This is a genomic window from Silvibacterium sp. (assembly GCF_047605705.1).
GTDB lineage: Bacteria > Acidobacteriota > Terriglobia > Terriglobales > Acidobacteriaceae > Silvibacterium.
Map to the genome: position 1 here is coordinate 73,895 of NZ_JASGFD010000016.1, position 17,913 is coordinate 91,807.

Below are 17,913 nucleotides of genomic sequence, written 5' to 3' on the forward strand. Positions count from 1 at the left end.
TGCCGGCAGCGCCCTTGCCGTCGTGCACCGCTTGCGCCGGAGCCGGCGTGCGGACCATTCGCAGTCCGCACGCCATGCCCAGCCGTTGTTACTTGGCCAGCGCCGCGGCCTTCTCGACCACAGCCTTGCCCTTTGCCGCCACGTTCGCCGCGCTGATGCCCAGCTTCTCGAGGACCAGGTTGCCCGGAGCCGACGCGCCGAAGCGGTCGAGGCCGATCACGTCGCCGTTCGAGCCGACATACTTCCACCAGCCAAGCGTCGCCGCGGCTTCGACCGCCAGGCGGGGAATACCCGCCGGCAGGATCTCCGCCTTGTACGCATCGCTCTGCTTGTCGAAGAGCTTGGTCGAGGGTACCGAGACGACGCGCGCCGTGATGCCTTCCTTGGCCAGCTCGGCCGCGCCCTTGATCGCCGTCCAGACTTCCGCGCCGGTGGCGAGGATGATCAGGTCCGGCGAATCGCCGCCCTTTTCCACCACATACGCGCCGTGCTTCACACCCTCGTAGATATCCAGCTTCGAGGGGTCGAGCAGGGGCAGATCCTGACGCGAAAGCGCCAGGAAGTGCGGAGCCTTGTGCTCGAGGGCCACACGCCAGGCCGCCGCCGTCTCGTTCGCGTCCGCCGGACGCAGATCGATGAGGCCGGGGATGGCGCGCAGGCCGATCAGCTGCTCGATCGGCTCGTGCGTCGGGCCGTCCTCGCCCACCGCGACCGAGTCATGCGTGAACACGAAGATCGAGTGCGACTGCATCAGCGCCGAAAGGCGCAGAGCCGGCTTGGCGTAGTCGCTGAAGATGAAGAACGTCGAGCCGTAAGGAATCAGGCCGCCGTGCACCGACATGCCGTTGACCATCGCGGACATGCCGAACTCGCGCACGCCGAAGAAGACGTTGCGGCCCTTCGGGTCTACGTGGAAGTTGGCGCTGTCCTTGAAGATCGTCTTGGTCGAGGCGGTCAGATCGGCCGCGCCGCCGAAGACTTCCGGAACTTCCTTGGCGAAGGCGTTCATCACCAGGTTGCCCGCGGTACGGGTCGCAACCGGCTTCGCATCCGCAGCCCAGGTGGGCAGGCTCTTCTCCCAGCCTTCCTTCAGCTTGCCGGCGAAGACGCGCTCGTACTCGGCGGCTTCGGCCGGATAGGCTTCCTTGTACTTGGCGAAGAGCTCATTCCACTCCGCTTCGTACTTGGCGCCGTTCTCAACCGTCTTGCCCCAGTTCTTGGCTGCTTCTTCCGGAACGTAGAAGCTCTTGTCCTCGGGGAAACCGAAGTTCTTCTTGGTTTCCTTCACGCCCTCGGCGCCCAGCGGCTCACCGTGCACCTTGTTGGTGCCGGCCTTCGGGCTGCCGTAGCCGATGACGGTGCGGACCTTGATCAGCGTGGGCTTCTTGGTTTCCTTCTTGGCCTCGGCCACGGCGGCTTCGAGAGCAGCCAGGTCATTGCCGTCGTGCACTTCGATCACCTGCCAGTGATAGGCCTCGAAGCGCTTCTTCACGTCCTCGGTGTAGGAGAGGTCGGTCGGGCCGTCGAGCGAGATCAGGTTGTCGTCGTAGAAGAAGATCAGCTTGCCCAGTTCGAGCGTGCCGGCCAGCGAGGCGACTTCGTGCGAGATGCCTTCCATCAGGTCGCCGTCACCCAGGATGCCGTAGGTGTAGTGGTCGACGATGGGGAACTGGTCGCGGTTGTATACAGCCGCCAGGTGCTTTTCCGCCGCGGCCATGCCGATGGCCATCGAGAAGCCCTGTCCCAGCGGACCGGTGGTGCATTCGACGCCATCCGTGTGGCCGAACTCCGGGTGACCCGGGGTCTTCGAATCCCACTGGCGGAACTGCTCGAGATCTTCGATCGATACCTTGTAGCCGCTCAGGTGCAGCACCGAGTAGAGCAACGCCGAAGCATGGCCGTTCGAGAGCACGAAACGGTCGCGGTTGGACCACTTCGAGTGCTTCGGGTTGTGCTTCATCAGCTTCTGGAACAGCAGATACGCAATCGGCGCATCGCCCAGCGGCGCTCCCGGATGGCCACTGTTAGCCTTCTGGACCGCATCCACGGCCAGCAGACGGAGGGTATTGATCGACAGTTGATCGAGATCGCTCATTCTATGCACTTACCTTTCGGTGTTGGGTGTCCCACTTGTCATCCTAAATGCGGCAGGGCTTGCCGTAACCACCGGCCAGAGCCTCGCCCGGCCCGCATTCCGACGCAATCTGCAAAAATTTCGTGAACGCGGCAGCCTCTGTCTCAGCTCGCCGTAAACACGTCCACGTCAAAGTTCCGGCCTTCCCAGCGGTCTTCGGCCGTCCAGAATATGGTAAATGTCAGCCGCGCCGCTCGCCCTGCCTCGGTCGGAATATCCACGTACGTGCCCGGAAAGCCCACCGGCATGCTGTCGATCGTCTGCACCGTCTTCCAGCCATCGATGCTCCAGAGCACGCGGAAATGCCGCCGCGAAACCAGCCGCAGCCGCTTGCCTGCCTTCACCTTGCGGATCGGCCGGCGCATTTTGAAGACCTCGATCGGCGACTCCCGCCGTTCCGTCGTCTGCGCGTACCGCTTTTCCACCGCCTCGATCCGGTCGAAGACCTTGCCGTCGAGCGCAGAGCGCAGCAGCTTGAGGTACTCGGCATGCGCCCACACCAGCGGCTGCGCCGAACCGGCCGGGCCGCCGAAGTGCAGCATCGGACGCCCTTCCGGCTTCAGATCCGGAGCGTCCCAGATCTGCTCAGGCAGCATGCCGCCCTCGGAAGCGAAGCTCTCGTAGGTGTGGATCAGGTCCTGGATGTCGTTGCCCGCGGCCAGCTCGTAGTGCGCGCGCTCGCCGGTCAGCAGCGGCCAGGCGCGTCCCTGTCCGTAATGCTCGAAGGGACCGCCGTCCTTCTGCTGCCCGTAGCCGTCATGGTTGTAGCGCCGCCAGCAGGGGCCCTTCGGCGTATCGATCTTGAGCACATGATCGACCACCTTCAGCGAATCGATGATCAGCGGATCGTCGGCGCGGCGGATGCCGTAACGCACCAGCTCAAGGAAGCCGCCGTCGATGATCTCCCGCGCCTCGAAGTCGAACCGCTCGCCCGGAGCGCGGTTCGCCAGCCGCACGATGCCCTTTTCGCAGCCCTCGCGCGCATAGGTCTCACCACAGGCCGGCGGACGGATGCGCATGTAGTGCCGTTTCACATCCGGATGCAGCACGCCCTCTTCGGTCACCGTCCACTCGTCGAGGTGCGACTCGATCCAGTCCGCATGCTCCTCGAGGAACCTGCCCAGCTCCTCGGCGCCATGCGCCCGCGCCAGTTCCGCCGCGCAGATCAGGCCGCCGATGACCGCGGCCAGCGTCGAGGGCGAGTAGCCCGAATTCTCCTCCCAGCGCTCCTGCTGGGTAACCGGCGCATTGCGCACCAGGAAGCCCGCCGCCCGCTCGACGAAGTGGAAGACGTCGAAGTTGCCGAGTCCGTCCACCTTCCACAGGCGCCAGGCCAGGATAATCGGAAAAGCGACCTCATCCAGCTGGATGCCGGTCCAGTACGGCGTGCCATTTACCCAGAAGTTCTGCGCGAAGCTGCCGTCCGGCTTCTGCGTGCAGGCCAGATAGGTGAGCGCCCTGCGCGCCGTGTCCACGCGCCCACAGGCCAAAAGTGCCGAAGCGCTCTGCACCATGTCGCGCGTCCACACCAGGTGGTAGCCGCCCAGGTCGTCGTCGCCCTTCGAGTAACCCCACGGGATCGACGCCGAGGCGATGAACGCGCCCGAATAGGTCTTGTCCTCGTGCGCCAGGATCACGTTGTGGCTGATCTGCGCCAGACGGCCGCCGTCGGTCGAATGCGTGCCCAGCTCGGCCGGGCTGTCCGCGCGGTGCCATTGCTCCAGAAAGCGCTTTAAGTGTTTTTCGAAGGGAGTGGACAGTGCGCCGGTGGTCGTCGTCAGCGCCGCGTGGATACCGTCGCCGAAGCCGATGGCCAGCGTGAAATCGCGAGCTGCCTGTCCGCAGAGCTGGCCCATCATCGCGACATTGCCGTCCTCGGCCGAACCGAACTCCCAGTCCATCTTCATGTCGTGGCGGAGATCCTGCCAGCCATCGCTCGTGCCCACAAAGCCCACACTGGCGCGCTCGAAGCCGCAGCTGGCGGAAAGTGCCAGGGCGGTCTGGTTCTTGTAGGCGACCAGCGTCTTGCGCCCGGCCACATCGGCCACCCGGGCCGAGTTTCCCGCGCCGCCGCCGTCGATGTGCGGCGAAAGCAGCGCGTACACCTTCAGCCGCGCCAGCACCGCCTCGTCACCGGTGATCTTCACCCGCATCAGCACCACCGGGTAGTGCGGATCGTTGATGACCTCCTTGACGATCGTGTACCGGCCGCCCCGGTCCTTCGAGGTCAGCCGCACGCCCAGCGCATCGGGATCGATGTAAGCGAACTCATGGTCGAGATCGCGCTTGTCTTCGTGGAAGAAGGTCTCGCCGTCGGTGACCAGCAGCTCCATGTCGCGCATCTGCGGACGGTCGATGGTCGGGTAGTAGATCTCGTTCAGGATGCCGTGCGAAATCGTGAACCAGGCACGGCTCGAAGCGGCATAGGCAGTGCCGACCGCCGATTTCACGGCGGAGGTCCAGCGCGGGGTGACGCCCGGACCGCCAAAGGCGGGGCCCTGCTGCGTCAGCCAGTTGTATTGCGGAGTCAGTTCGCTCATCTGCAGGGCGCTCTCCATGGCCGCGAACCCGGCGGCCTCTCTAAACCCGCGCGTCCCTTACGCGGGCCGGTTAGGGGATGGAAGTGCTTCTGACGCTACTCACGCTACAGCGCACACCCCGGTCCGGAGGATGAATCCCACAAGAATTCTCAGCGAGATACCCCGGAAAGCGGTGCGCCTGTCTTTAAGGATTCCACGGATCGGCGAATCGATCCATTTCGTTTCGCCTCGAAGTATCGCCCAACCGCCCCAGCTTGAGACGAAATGCCGGGAAGTTTCCGTAATCGGGCCAAAAACGCACCGGGAAAGAAGACACAACCGGGTCAGATGCCCGGCACCCTACCCTTCGCAAACACCGTCGACCTCATCCGGAAAAACCGGCGACTTAAAAACGGGGGCGGAAGAAAGAACCCGGGTGGCCCACTCAAGCCGATGTTGCTGGGAGGGGGGACAAAGACCTCTCATCACAGAGAGGGTGTACCGCCGCGAACATCCCGTTCCCGCCAAGACGCCAAGGCCGCAAAGCGTTCTGCAGAGGTATCCAGAGAGGTGCCTGGGAAGAGGGGAGGGAGTCCGTACCTCCCACCCAAGCGGAGCTTGGATGGGGCACCCCTTTTCGTCTCCACCGCACAGAATCGGGTGCCCCACCCATGACAGATGTTCGTCATGGGTGGGTCTCACACAAACCCAGATCGCAACCAACGGGAGCGTGTGCCCAAGGCGATCCGCCCCACGTCCAGCGATCAGCCGCCCCAGCAGCTAGAAGCTCAAAGCCAGCGGCTAGAAGCTACTTCACAAAATCTGCGAATTCGCCTCAGGGTCCGGATGGAACTGCACTTCATTCATCGCGTGGACGATCTCGGCGTTCTTCATGAACCACTCCCAGCAGAAGCCCGTGCGCACGTTCTCCGCCATGATCAGGCTGATCCCCTGGTCGATGCCGAGAATGTCCGTCGCATACCAGTTCGCCTTGGGATTGAACGCGTCCACGAAGCCGTAGCGCGTCCATGCCTTCGGATACTTGTCCTTGATATTCAGCAGCACGTGCGAGCACTCGGCCGGCAGAAACGGCAGCGACCCGGCGGGCGCGCAGGGCACCACCGTGCCGTCCGGATCGCCCATCGCCGGAGGACCACCCCACACCCGGTAGCCGGTGCGCGAATCCGAGGCCGAAATCCCCCACAGGTCCTGGTCGATCCAGTTGAACTTCTGCCCCAGCACCATGCACCACACCTGGTGCGCGCGCGTCGCCGCGATCGAGTTGCTGAAGTAGTTCGTGTGCAGGTCGCGCACTCCGCGGTAATCGCACCAGGCATGCGCGTACTGGTGGATAAACAGGGGAGCCACACCGCTGATGTACTGGATGCCGCCGAAGTTCACCACCGGCCGCTGCAGCGCGTTCCATGTATCGGCGGGGATCGGGTGCGTCGGCGAGCCGATCGCCATCAGGTACATCGTCATCAGCTCGGAATAAATGTCCCAGCGATGCTGCAGGAAGCCCTGGTCCGGCAGCCAGCCCATCGAGAGCGTGGTGCCGCCGTTGAGCATCCACTGCCAGTCCACGCGGCGATAGAACGTGGTCGCCAGAGCCGAAATCCGCTCATTGTGCGCAAAATACTGCCGCGCCAGCAGTACCCCACTCAGCAGCAGCGCGGTGTCGATCGACGAGAGCTCGGAGCCGAACATACGCTGCCCGCTCTCCATGTCGATGAAGTGGTAGAGGAAGCCGTGCTCGTGCGGGCACTCCTCAAGCAGGAAGGCCAGCGTCTTCTCGACGCGCGCCTCGCAGAGCGCAGGGGAGAGATAGTTTCGCTTCGCCGCGATGCACATCGCGCTCAACCCGAAGCCCGTGGCCGCGATGCTCGCTACCCGGCTCAGCGACTGGCCCACCGCCGTCGCGCGATCGCGCACCAGGCCGGTATTCGGGCTCGCTTCCTGGTAAAAAAAGTCGCAGGCCCGGCCTTCGAGGTCGTCCAGCAGCTGGTCGGCGGCGCTCGACACCTGGGTCAGAGGCCGGTTGATGAAGTTGCCGAGCGTCGGCTTGTACTGCTGCGCGGCCTGCTGCTCGGTCTTCGGCTCCTGTCCTGGCTTCACAGGCGGCGCCTGAGTCTGGTTCTGAAAGCCTGCCGCCAGCGCTGCCGGTGCGCCAAGAGCGAACACGCCCGATGCCCCGGCCTTACGCAGGAGCTGTCTCCGAGTTAATTCTTTTTGAGTCAAAGCAGTCGTGTTCTTAAAGAGATGCACTTCACCCAGAAAACGACGGTCCGGCATCCGTCCAATCCCACGCACTCATCTTTCCAGCTTCTGGCGAGCATGCCTGTTGAGACGCCATCCCGCCGCGAAGGTTGTGTCGTACAGACCGCAGCTCTGGCTACGGACCATCGATCACCGTGCTGTTCTTCCGCGGGGGAGCGGTTTCCTTTCCATGTCATCCCGACCGGAGCGAACACAGTGAGCACATCGGAGGGGCCTGCACTTCTCTTACTCACCAGCATACCGGGCGGAGCGCGTGCGCTGAAACTGCCCCGCAATCAGGGCTCAGGGCTCAAACAACAGATTTGTCATTCCGACCGGAGCGAAGCGAAGTGGAGGAACCTGCGTTTCGCTTCATTAGCGACAATACGGGTGCCCCATCCAGGCTCCGCTTGGGTGGGAAAGTAAAACCACCCACAATTTCCCCGACCAGCGAAGAACCGTAGGTTCCTCCACTCCGCGGCCTGCCGCCGCTCCGGTCGGAATGACAGAGACGCAAAAGAAGAAAAGCCCAGGGTGTCCACATCTGGACTCTCAGACGTGGGAACACGAATACCCGTACACCATCCGTTCCAGGCCGAACGAAGAACTCCAGCTCCGCGACCAGCGGGAGCGCGTGCCGAAGGCGAATCGCCCCACGCGAAGTGGCGAATCGCCCTGCGCGAAGCAGTTCCTACACCCTTTCCTCATATTCCGCATCCATTATGATCGAGGACGCAGCTATCGCCGGCTCATGCGAGCCCCAGCGTCCCAGGTATTCTCAACCGCAACATCGCTAACTGAATCAAGGAGATATCGCAGTGGCCTACGAACTTGCCCCCCTTCCTTACGACTACGCCGCCCTTGAGCCCCACATCGACGAAGCGACCATGAAGCTGCACCACGACAAGCACCATCAGACTTACGTCAACAATCTGAATGGCGCCATCGAGAAGCATCCCGACCTGGCCAAGCACACCCCCGAGGACCTGCTCAAGAACCTCAACAGCATCCCCGAGGACATTCGCACCGTCGTCCGCAACAACGCCGGCGGCCACGTGAATCACACCTTCTTCTGGCAGATCATGAAGCCGAATGGCGGCGGCGAGCCCACCGGCGCCATCGCCGAACAGATCACCAAGGACTTCGGCTCCTTCGAAGCCTTCAAGAAGCAGTTCAACGAGACTACCGCCAAGCAGTTCGGCTCCGGCTGGGGCTTTCTGATCTGGGACGGCGGCAAGCTCGCCATCCTCACCACCCCCAACCAGGACAGCCCGCTGCTCCACGGCAAGTTCCCCATCCTCGGCAACGACGTCTGGGAGCACGCCTACTACCTCAAGTACCAGAACAAGCGCCCCGATTACCTCGCCGCCTGGTGGAACGTCGTCAACTGGGACGAGATCAACAAGCGCTTCGACACCGCCAAGAAGGCCTAGCTGCTGCGCGCAGGGCGGATCGCCTTCGGCCTCCGCTCCCGCTGGTCGCGACAAACAGGGTGCCCCACCCATGGCTTGCCGTTCGTCATGGGTGGGTCTCACTGGAATCTTGACGGAAAACGAAAACGAACAGCCCCGCAGCCTCAAAGCTGCGGGGCTGTTCGCGCATGGCAGCACCAAGGAGTGTCGATACATCTTCTGACTGCCTGTATTTGGCACGATTTTCAAAGAAGCCTGTCATCCCGACCGAAGCGAGCCAAAGGCGAGCACAGTGGAGGGACCTGCGGTTCTCTTATCGCGCGACTTCACCCCGCCGGGTGCCCCATGTCCCGCTCCTGAGATATGGCCCCCCAATCGCGACCAACGGGAGCGGAGGCCGAAGGCGAAAGGCCTGGACGGCAGTCCAACTTTTTTGGCGAACCCGGGTTCTATCCAAGTGCAGGAGACTTCGCGTCTCCACTAGGAAAGGAACCGATCATGCGCCTGCTGAACGCTCTTCTGCTGTCTGTACTTGCCCTTCCTGCGGCTGCCATGGCCCAATCGCTGCCCTCCGGCTCCGCGCACTTCATCCTTTACCAGGGCGACAAGACCGTCGGCGTGGCCGACCGCACCGTCCAGCCCACCGGCGTCGGCTATACCCTCACCTCGCAGGGCAAGCTCAGCCTGTCCAAGTTCAACTACTCGTTCAATCAGACCCAACACGTCGACAAGGGACTGAACCTGGTCAGCAGCCAGATCTCGGCCAACGTGAACGGCAAGCCGGTGACCTTCGGTGTCCGCACGGATTCGACCGGCCGTGAGTTTCAGCTCGCCATCGGCGCCGAGGGTAAGAACACCCAGAACACCGTCGACCGCCACCAGCACCTCGTCCTGCTCGCCGACCTCGACCCGGCCGCCTACACGCTGCTCACCCAGATCGTGATCCAGAAGCCGCAGACCTCGTGGGTGCTGATCCCCAAGCAGGAAGGCCTCCTCGTCCCGACCGAAATCACCCCTGACCCCAGCGTCCGCGGCCGCCTCGGCGGCAATCAGGTCGACGTCCAGCACGCGACCGTCGTCGTCGGCGAGCAGAACCCGGTCTCGGTGGAGCTCTTCTACGGCCGCGACGGCGATCTCCTCGAAGCCGACCTGCCCGAGCAGAACTTCTACGTCGTCCGTGACGGCTTCAAACTGATCGACCGCCCCAAGCCGAATCTGCCCCGCGGCACCGCCCCATCCGCACAGGATCAGCAGGGCCAGCAGCAGGGTCAGTATCCCCAGCAGCAGCAGGCCTACCCGCAACCCCAGCAGCAGTAAGAATGCAGGGTGTAGGGAATAGGGTGTAATCGGGTGCCCCACGTCTCGCCCTTGAGACGTGGGAAGCAGTAAAAATGCCTCGCGTGGTTATACTTGCGCAGACTCCACTCCCGAGGCCCCGATGCGCCCCTACCGCCTGCTCCTGGCCGCTGTTGTTCTCTGCCTAAGTCTCACTCTCCACGCCCAGAAGCCTGCCAGCCTCATCCATCCCGGAGACGTCTGGCTCGATAACCGCGGCGTACCCATCCAGGCGCATGGCGGCGGAGTCATCCGCGTGGGCAAGCTCTTCTACTGGTTCGGCGAAGACCGCACGCCCACGAACGATCCCAATACGCGCTATGTGGCCTGCTATGCCTCGCGCGATCTCGCGCACTGGCAGTATCGCGGGCAGGTCTTCCAACTCAAGCCCACCGCCGAGCTTGGCGACTGGATCATCCTCGAGCGGCCAAAGGTCTTCTACAACGCGAAGACGAAGACTTACGTGATGTATGTGCATCTCGACGGGCCCGGCCCCGGTGGGCACGGCCACGGCTATGACATGGCGCGCGTCGCCGTCGCTACTAGCAAGCGCGTCACCGGCCCTTACACCTACGTGCGCAGCTTCCGCCCGCTCAACCAGGAGAGCCGTGACATCGGCCAGTTTGTCGACGACGACGGCTCGGCCTATCTCATCTTCGAGTCGCGCCCCACCGGCGGCTTCTATATCGCGCAGCTCTCCGACGATTACCTTGACGTCAAGACATCGACCAGCTTCGTGCACGCGCCGCTCGAAGGTGGAGCGCTGGTCCACCTCAACGGCCTCTACTATGTGCTCGGCTCGCACATGTCCGGCTGGAAGCCCAACCCCAACGTCTACGCCACCGCGCCCACGCTTGCCGGCCCCTGGACCGCCTTCGAAAACATCGCGCCGCCTGCGACCAACACCTATGACTCGCAGTCCGCCTTCCTGCTCAAGGTCACCGGCTCAAAGACCACCTCGGTGATTTACATCGGCGATCGCTGGGAGCCGAAGACCCTGCCCGACTCCCGCTATATCTGGATGCCGCTCGAGATCGGCGACGGCCACATGTCCCTGCCCGAGCTGCGCCCCTGGTCGATCGACACCCACACCGGCGAGACGAAGATCGCGAACCAGCCGTAGTCCTATCCCGAGCACAGAGCATTCAGACAGAATGTTCCTAGAAGACTGTCCTCTATCAGCAGAAGCTGTCATTCCGGCCGGAGCGAAACGGCAGTTCTGTCTCGCGCAGTGGAGGAACCTGCGGTTCTTTGCCCGTCAGATTGAGGAATTTCCAATGCGAGCAGCCTCACCGCAGGTTCCTCCACTGCGCTCGCCTCCGGTTCGCTTCGGTCGGAATGACAGATATTTTTAAGCTTTTATCCGAGCGCTGAGCGCTGTCACCAGCGCCATCGCCTCATCCTTCGTGCGCACCCGCCCTTCGAGCTGCGCGTCTTCGGCGATGGCCAGCAGTTCGCGAAACTTCGGCCCCGGCTTGTACCCCGCCACGATCAGATCCCGCCCCGTGATCAGCGGCTCTGGCCGCACCTCCTCGTGCGAGAGCGCCTCGTACTTCTCTTTTGCGTAATTCCACAGCGTCAGGTCGCCGATGCTCGCGCTCGCGTCCATCTTGTGCAGCGCCAGATGCTCGGGAAAATCGTGCAGCCGGAAGAAGCGCTTCAGCGTCGACTCCTTCATCTTCCTCACGTCGCCGAAGCGCATGTGGTTCTCGACCAGCAACGAAACCTGCGCTGCGTCGTCATTCGAGAAGCGCAGACGTCGGCAGATATCCTCGGCAATCTTCACTCCCACCTCAACGTGCCCGTTGAAGCGAATTCTTCCAGTCCCGTCGGCGGGCGCAGGCGTAAAGGTCGCGGGTTTGCCCACGTCATGCAGCAGCGCGCCCCATGCCAGCGTCGGCGATGCGCTCTCCGGCAACTGTTCGAGCAACATCATGGTGTGCACCCACACGTCGCCCTCGGGGTGATACTCGGGCGGCTGGGCGACCCCGTGCAGGCGGTCGATCTCGGGCAGCACCTCGCGCAACAGCCCCGTCGCATCCAGCAGCTCGAAGGCCCGCCGCGCATGACCCTCGGTCAGCATGCGTGTCAGCTCGTCACGCACCCGCTCGCGGCTCACCTGCTCGATCTTCGAAGCCAGAGCCCGGATCGCCGCCGCTGTTTTCGTTTCGATGGCGAACCCGAATCGCGCCGCGAAGCGTACCGCCCGCAGCATGCGCAGCTTGTCTTCCTCAAAGCGCACATACGGATCGCCGATGGCCCGCACCAGCCCGGCTTCGAGATCGGCGCGACCGCCGACAAAGTCCGTAACCGCGCCTGCGACATCCCCCGTCTCCGCAAGCACCTGCGGATCGAGCAGCATGCCATTGATGGTGAAGTCGCGCCGGACGACATCTTCTTCCGCAGAATCCGAGAAGCGCACCGAGTCCGGTCGTCGCCCATCCGAATACGCGCCATCGCTGCGCCAGGTCGCCACCTCGGTGACGATCTGCTCGCCGTCGACTTCATTGGCAACCAGCACAACGCCGAAGTGCGCGCCCACGGCAAAGGTCTTCAGAAAGATTCGCATCACCACATCCGGACGCGCATTGGTGGCCACATCGAAATCCGAAGGTTCGCGCCCCAGCAGAAGATCGCGCACGCATCCGCCTACGAAGAACGCCTCAAAACCGTTTGCTCTTAAGCGCGAGACGACCCCTGTTGCGATTTGCTGCGCAGCATGACTTTGCCCTGCGCTTCCCTGCTGCCCCATCCCCACACCTCACCCGAAGAAGCAGCGCACTGCGCAGCCCTGTTCCTATTCTCCGCCCATACCCCCAAGCCATGTCATCCCGACCGGAGCGAAGCGTCGTGGAGGGACCTGCGGTTTCCCCCTAAACGCGGACCTCAAAACCGCGACCAGCGGGAGCGCGTGCCGATGGCAGGTCTATTCGATCCCGAAAAGCTGCTCCAGCCTCTCGCCCAGGGATTTGTGCCGGAATGTGATGGTTGCCGAGCCCGGGATGACCGGTTTCGCGATCTCGCAGCAGACCACCTCATAGGCGCGGGGCTCCGGGTAGATGCTGTCGATGGCGCGCAGCGAGCCCGCCTCCGGGAAATGCGCCACGCCGTCCGCTCCTGTCTTGCGCTGCATCAGCCGGCATCGCATCTGCAGATTCCACACCGGCCCCGGACTGCCGCAGTCATAACGCACAGCGATCCGCATGCCCTTCAGAGGCTTCCCACTGCTCGCGTCCACCGCGCGCACGGAGAACTCCTGCGCCCGAGCGGGCATGGCACAGAGGCAGACAAAGACGGGCAGGAGGAAGGCACGGAATCGCACGCACAAATCCTACGTCCGGGACACTTCCTGCCTCGATGCCGGAACAGAGAAAAGCACCGGTGAAATCCCGTATCGGCAACTCGGTGAGAGTGTGTGCCGAAAGCGAATCGATCGTTCTTATCTCCGTTGAATCGGCTTGAAATCATCCCCACCGTCGGGGATCGTGCCATCCCACGTCTTAAATGCGAGACGTCGGGCACCCTACCCATCCAAGCTCGCGACCAGCGGGAGCGCGTGCCGAAGGCGTGCCGCGCGAAGCAGCTAACATAGAGCGGTGACCCTCGCGACCCTGCCCACCGGCCTTATCCTCGGCATCGAAAGCTCATGCGACGAGACCGCCGCCGCCATCGTCGAGCGCGGCTCGGCCATTCGCTCGAACGTCGTCGCCTCGCAGATCGCCACCCACTCGCCCTACGGCGGCGTGGTGCCGGAGCTGGCCTCGCGCGAGCATCTGCGCAATATCGTGCCGGTGGTTCGAGCGGCGGTCGAACAGGCCGGCCTCGCGCTCTCCTCGATCGATGCCATCGCCGTCACCTCCGGCCCCGGCCTCGCCGGAGCGCTCATGGTGGGCATCAGCTACGCCAAGGCGCTGGCCTTCGCGCTCGGCAAGCCGCTCATCGCCATCAATCATCTCGAAGGCCACATCCATGCTGTCCTGCTCGAGCAGGCGCAGCTGGCCGAGGCCGAAGACCGCGAACTGCCTGATGGTCCCGTGCTCGCGCTGGTCGTCTCCGGCGGACACACCCATCTCTATCTCGCCCGCCACACGGGCGAAAGCTGGAGCTACCGCAACGTGGGCCGCACGCTCGACGACGCCGCCGGCGAGGCCTATGACAAGGTGGCCAAGCTGCTCGGCCTCGGCTACCCCGGCGGCCCGTGGATCGACGCGCTGGCCGCGCACGGCAACCCGCACGCCGTGCCGTTTGCTATCTCGAACATCAAGGCCAAGGCCCATCGCGGAGGCCGCAAGGGCATCACCTCGTACATGGCCACGCAGGAGCAGGATGAACATCTCTCCGAAGGCAGCACAGCCTTCGCTTCCGGCGATGATCTTCAGCACGAAATACCAGACACGTTGTTTTCCTTCAGCGGCATCAAGACTGCGGTGCTCCGCTATACGCAGGTCCACGAGATGCAGGCATCCATCGAGCATCGTCGCGCCGTGCTGGCCACGATGCCCGACGCGAAGCCCTCGACCGCGCTGGCCGAGGTGCTGGCGGTCTGCGACCAGCCGACCTTGGATTTGATTGCGAGCTTCCAGCGTGCCGTCGTCGACGACCTCCGCCGCAAAACCTTCCGCACCGCCGAGGCGCTCGGCGCGACCACGCTGCTGGTCTCAGGAGGCGTCGCCGCCAACCGCGAGCTGCGCGTCCGCTTCACCGCCGAGGCCGCCGACCGCGACCTATACATCGCCTTCCCCTCGCTCGCACTCTCCACCGACAACGCAGCAATGATCGCCGCCGCCGCGTGGCCCAAGTTCCTAAGCCGCGACTTCGCGCCGGAGACGTTATCCGCCGACCCGGGTCTGGCGCTGGGGAGATAAGGCAGCTTCTAACCCAAAATGAAATCCGGGTGGCCCATTCAAGCCCTCTTTTGGCTTGAGTGGGGCGGACCAGCCTCCTAAGCTGGAGCGATGCCATCGCGGCTCGTTCGCTTTCAGGCCTCCGGTCAAAGTCACTTCGTGACGTTTTGCTGTTATCAGCGCCGAGTCTTGCTTGCAAGTGAAGAGGCCGCAAGTACGTTCGAGAGCGCGCTCGAGCGCATCCGAATCCGCTTCGATCTTTCCGTGTATGGATACGTCGTCATGCCCGAGCACGTCCATCTGCTGCTGAGCGAGCCCGGTACAGGCACGTTGGCCGATGCACTCAAGTCGCTCAAGCAAGGTGTGGCGCGGAGACGAATCGGCGAGGCAGAGCACTTCTGGCAAAAGCTCTACTACGACTTCAACGTGCGCAATGAGGCGCAATTCCTCGAAAAGCTGCGATATATCCATCGCAATCCGGTGAGGCGCGGACTGTGCGAACGGCCCGACGATTGGCCGTGGAGCAGCTTCCGGCATTACGCTACGGGCATCGATGGAAGAGTCGAGATCGAATCGGCATGGACGGCAAGAAAACGGGAAAGAGCTGCGGAAGTACTCTGTCCGGCAGTCACGCCGCCCCACTCAAGCCAAAAGAGGGCTTGAATGGGCCACCCGTCCAAGCACGCCAAACCCTCAAAGAGGTTTGTTTCAGGTACCCACGCCAGCAAGCAAATCACGAGACAGACGTCGGTCTGTACTCCGAGATAATCTCGATCTTCCCGATAATCTTGCGATTGAACTCGTCTAATTGCTCGGCGGGAATCCAATATTCAAGGGCGGTTGCTGAACCGACCTTCTGCACCTCGAAGCTCGACAAGTACTCCGACTGCACTGAGAAGCGAAGAACATAACCCACATAGCCGGAAGCCTCGTCCTTGGTGTTCCACTCGCGTGCGATAAAGCTGGCGTATTCTTCGTTGAGCACGGGATAGAAGATCGGCTGCCACTCAAGACGAGGCGGAAATGCCCTGAAATCTAACTCTGCGATCAGATCCAACTCTTTTTGACCAACGGGACGATACAGCACTGTTCCTTCATTCGCCATGTTCAGATACTAACGTTATTGCACCAATGCCTCCTCGCCCCCTAGCACTCACACTCACCCTCATCCTGGTCACCATCGCCGCGGGCCTCGCGATCCGCTTCGTCTCGCTCGGACTCCCCTACGTCCTCGTGAAGTACGGAGGCTCGGCGCTATGGGCGCTGATGGTCTACTGGATCGTCTCGGCGCTCGTCTCCAGTTGGCCAATCCCCCGGACCGCGCTGCTCGCCGGACTCATTGCCACGGCGGTCGAATGCATCAAGCTCTACCACGCACCCGGACTCGACGCCTTTCGCCACACCCTGCCCGGCATCCTGCTGCTCGGCCGCTTCTTCTCCCTCTGGGACATCGCCGTCTACTGGCTCGCCATCGCCGCCGGAGCTATGGCCGATGCGCGTCTCCGCCCAACGCACTGAAAATCACTTCTTTTGGGCCGATAAGGGTGTCATCGGGACGGCATGAATCGTAGAACGTCCTGGTTCATCAAACTATGGCGTTCACTGTTCGACTATGACAGTCCACTGTCATAGTCAGACGGTTACAATCTGGAAAGCCCTGACTATGTCTTCTGAGATTCGCGATACCGTCATCCTCGGCTCCGGCTGTTCCGGCCTCACGGCCGCCATCTACGCCGCTCGTGCCAACCTCAAGCCCCTCGTCCTCGAAGGCCATGAGCCCGGCGGACAGCTCTCCATCACCACGCTGGTCGAGAACTTTCCCGGCTGGCCGGAAGGCATCCAGGGTCCGCAACTCGTGGAGAACATGAAGCTGCAGGCCGCCCGCTTCGGCACCGAGTTCCGCATGGGCCACCTGGTGTCCGTGGACCTGTCCAAGCGCCCCTTCGCGCTGAACCTGGGCAAGGAGACCATCCACACCCGCACGCTGATCATCGCCTCGGGCGCCTCGGCGCGCTGGCTCGGTCTGCCGTCCGAACAGGCTCTCATCGGCCACGGTGTCAGCTCCTGCGCCACCTGCGACGGCTTCTTCTTCTCCGGCCGTGAGATCGCCGTGGTCGGCGGCGGTGACTCAGCCATGGAAGAGGCTCTCTTCCTGACCCGCTTCGCCTCCAAGGTCACGCTGCTCCATCGCCGCGAACATTTCCGCGCCTCGCGCATCATGCTCGAACGCGCCATCGCCCACCCGAATATCGTCTTCCGCACCAACACCGCGGTCGAGGAAGTTCTGGGCGTCGAGGAGAAGGAAGTCCGCGGCCTCAAACTGCGCGACACCCTGACCGGTGAGCTCTCCGAGCTGCCCATCAGCGGCCTCTTTCTTGGCATCGGCCACGTGCCGAACGCCAAGATGTTCGCCGGGCAGATCGATCTCGACGACGACGGCTACGTCCGCACGCATGACAACGTCATGACCCGCGTCCCCGGCGTCTACGCCTGCGGCGATGTGCAGGACCGCCGCTACCGCCAGGCCATCACCGCCGCCGGATCCGGCTGCATGGCTGCGCTCGAAGTCGAGAAGTATCTCGAAGAGCACGGCCGCTAAAACTCAGGAAACAATCCGAGGGGCGGGCAGCTTTCAGGCTGTCCGCCCCTTCTCACTGGCAAGCAAAGGAGAAACGATTATGGCTAACCTCGCGCTCGTCTACGGCATGCGCCTGCTCCCGGCCGATGAGGTCAAAACCGTCGGCGAAGGCACCGTCAATCTGCAGAACGGCAACCAGGCCGGCGTCACCCTGCACCTGCTCGAAGGCACCCGTGAGCAGATCGAAGCCCAGCTCCGCCAGAGCATCGACGCCTTCTTCGACTTCTTCCCCGAAATCTAGGGACTGGCCGTCCAGGCCCCTTGCCTTCCCCCACTGCGCGTGGCGCGAATTGCCTTCGGCACGCGCTCCCGCTGGTCGCGATCAGGCCGGGAGCCCACCCATGACACGCCGTTGGTCATGGGTGGGCTCCCTCGAATCTCAATGAATCTGTCATTCCGACCGAAGCGAGACGCACTTCGTCTCGCGCAGTGGAGGAACCTGCGGTTCTTCCTCAAACGGCGGGGATGAGGGTGCCCCGTCCAAGCTCCGCTTGTTCGGGAAAAGAAATAACCCCATTCACCACAAAGGACACGGAGAGCATAGAGGGGTTCGTACCACTCCGCCGATCGCTCTTCAGCGCAAAGACGCAAAGCACGCCAAGTACGCACACCCGCCTTGTCATTCCGACCGAAGCGAGACGTCTTTTCGTCTCGCGCAGTGGAGGAACCTGCGGTTCTTTCCAACGGACGAGAGTCCCTGGCGCGACCAACGGGAGCGGAGGCCGAAGGCGATTCGCGCGTGGCGCAGTGGCCGAAGGCGATTCGCGCGTGGCGC

The 17,913-nt window shown here is 63.1% G+C and carries 14 protein-coding genes; 8 read left to right on the plus strand and 6 right to left on the minus strand.

Translation table 11 applies throughout. The annotated features are described in order from the left end of the window. Positions 1–88: 88 nt before the first annotated feature. The 3 genes from tkt to QM649_RS08145 all read right to left on the minus strand — a co-directional run bounded on the left by tkt (position 89) and on the right by QM649_RS08145 (position 6,834). Positions 89–2,095 (minus strand): transketolase, encoded by a 2,007-nt coding sequence (tkt, locus tag QM649_RS08135; RefSeq protein WP_415198525.1) that lies wholly within the window; start codon positions 2,093–2,095, stop codon positions 89–91. Between the two features lie 143 nt (positions 2,096–2,238). Next, the gene (locus QM649_RS08140; protein WP_415198526.1) at positions 2,239–4,674 is read right to left on the minus strand and encodes a glycoside hydrolase family 15 protein; all 2,436 of its coding nucleotides are present in this window, start codon (positions 4,672–4,674) and stop codon (positions 2,239–2,241) included. A 792-nt stretch (positions 4,675–5,466) separates the two neighbouring features. After that, entirely contained in the window at positions 5,467–6,834 is a 1,368-nt protein-coding gene (locus tag QM649_RS08145) for a glucoamylase family protein (RefSeq protein WP_415198527.1), read from the minus strand. A gap of 893 nt (positions 6,835–7,727) precedes the next feature. Here QM649_RS08145 and QM649_RS08150 point away from each other — a divergent pair. The 3 genes from QM649_RS08150 (at position 7,728) to QM649_RS08160 (ending at position 10,779) form a co-directional block, all read left to right on the plus strand. Continuing rightward, entirely contained in the window at positions 7,728–8,342 is a 615-nt protein-coding gene (locus tag QM649_RS08150) for a superoxide dismutase (RefSeq protein ID WP_415198528.1), read from the plus strand. A 477-nt stretch (positions 8,343–8,819) separates the two neighbouring features. Beyond that, positions 8,820–9,638 carry a hypothetical protein gene (locus QM649_RS08155; RefSeq protein WP_415198529.1) on the plus strand — a complete coding sequence of 273 codons (819 nt, stop codon included), beginning with the start codon at positions 8,820–8,822 and terminating at the stop codon, positions 9,636–9,638. Between the two features lie 121 nt (positions 9,639–9,759). Beyond that, positions 9,760–10,779 (plus strand): family 43 glycosylhydrolase, encoded by a 1,020-nt coding sequence (locus tag QM649_RS08160; RefSeq protein ID WP_415198530.1) that lies wholly within the window; start codon positions 9,760–9,762, stop codon positions 10,777–10,779. A 228-nt stretch (positions 10,780–11,007) separates the two neighbouring features. Here the strand turns inward: QM649_RS08160 and QM649_RS08165 are convergent, their stop codons facing one another. Both QM649_RS08165 and QM649_RS08170 read right to left on the minus strand, forming a co-directional pair. Beyond that, positions 11,008–12,408: a CCA tRNA nucleotidyltransferase gene (locus tag QM649_RS08165; protein ID WP_415198531.1), complete on the minus strand. Its 1,401-nt coding sequence runs from the start codon at positions 12,406–12,408 to the stop codon at positions 11,008–11,010. Between the two features lie 174 nt (positions 12,409–12,582). Then, positions 12,583–12,978 (minus strand): hypothetical protein, encoded by a 396-nt coding sequence (locus tag QM649_RS08170; protein WP_415198532.1) that lies wholly within the window; start codon positions 12,976–12,978, stop codon positions 12,583–12,585. 274 nt (positions 12,979–13,252) lie between these two features. Here QM649_RS08170 and tsaD point away from each other — a divergent pair, with 274 nt between their 5' ends. Together tsaD and QM649_RS08180 are read left to right on the plus strand one after the other, a co-directional pair. Next, entirely contained in the window at positions 13,253–14,521 is a 1,269-nt protein-coding gene (gene tsaD, locus QM649_RS08175; protein WP_415198533.1) for a tRNA (adenosine(37)-N6)-threonylcarbamoyltransferase complex transferase subunit TsaD, read from the plus strand. Positions 14,522–14,611: 90 nt separating this feature from the next. Continuing rightward, positions 14,612–15,163 (plus strand): REP-associated tyrosine transposase, encoded by a 552-nt coding sequence (locus QM649_RS08180; RefSeq protein ID WP_415198534.1) that lies wholly within the window; start codon positions 14,612–14,614, stop codon positions 15,161–15,163. A 70-nt stretch (positions 15,164–15,233) separates the two neighbouring features. Here QM649_RS08180 and QM649_RS08185 read toward each other — a convergent pair whose 3' ends face one another. Next, entirely contained in the window at positions 15,234–15,605 is a 372-nt protein-coding gene (locus QM649_RS08185) for a hypothetical protein (RefSeq protein WP_415198535.1), read from the minus strand. Between the two features lie 26 nt (positions 15,606–15,631). Between QM649_RS08185 and QM649_RS08190 the strand changes: the two genes are divergently transcribed. The 3 genes from QM649_RS08190 to QM649_RS08200 all read left to right on the plus strand — a co-directional run bounded on the left by QM649_RS08190 (position 15,632) and on the right by QM649_RS08200 (position 17,379). Beyond that, positions 15,632–16,018, plus strand: coding sequence for a DUF2809 domain-containing protein (locus QM649_RS08190; RefSeq protein WP_415198536.1), 387 nt, complete (start codon positions 15,632–15,634; stop codon positions 16,016–16,018). Positions 16,019–16,163: 145 nt separating this feature from the next. Then, positions 16,164–17,099, plus strand: a complete 936-nt coding sequence (gene trxB, locus QM649_RS08195; protein ID WP_415198537.1) for a thioredoxin-disulfide reductase — start codon at positions 16,164–16,166, stop codon at positions 17,097–17,099. A 79-nt stretch (positions 17,100–17,178) separates the two neighbouring features. Then, positions 17,179–17,379, plus strand: coding sequence for an allantoinase (locus tag QM649_RS08200; RefSeq protein WP_415198538.1), 201 nt, complete (start codon positions 17,179–17,181; stop codon positions 17,377–17,379). The last annotated feature ends 534 nt before the right edge of the window (positions 17,380–17,913 follow it).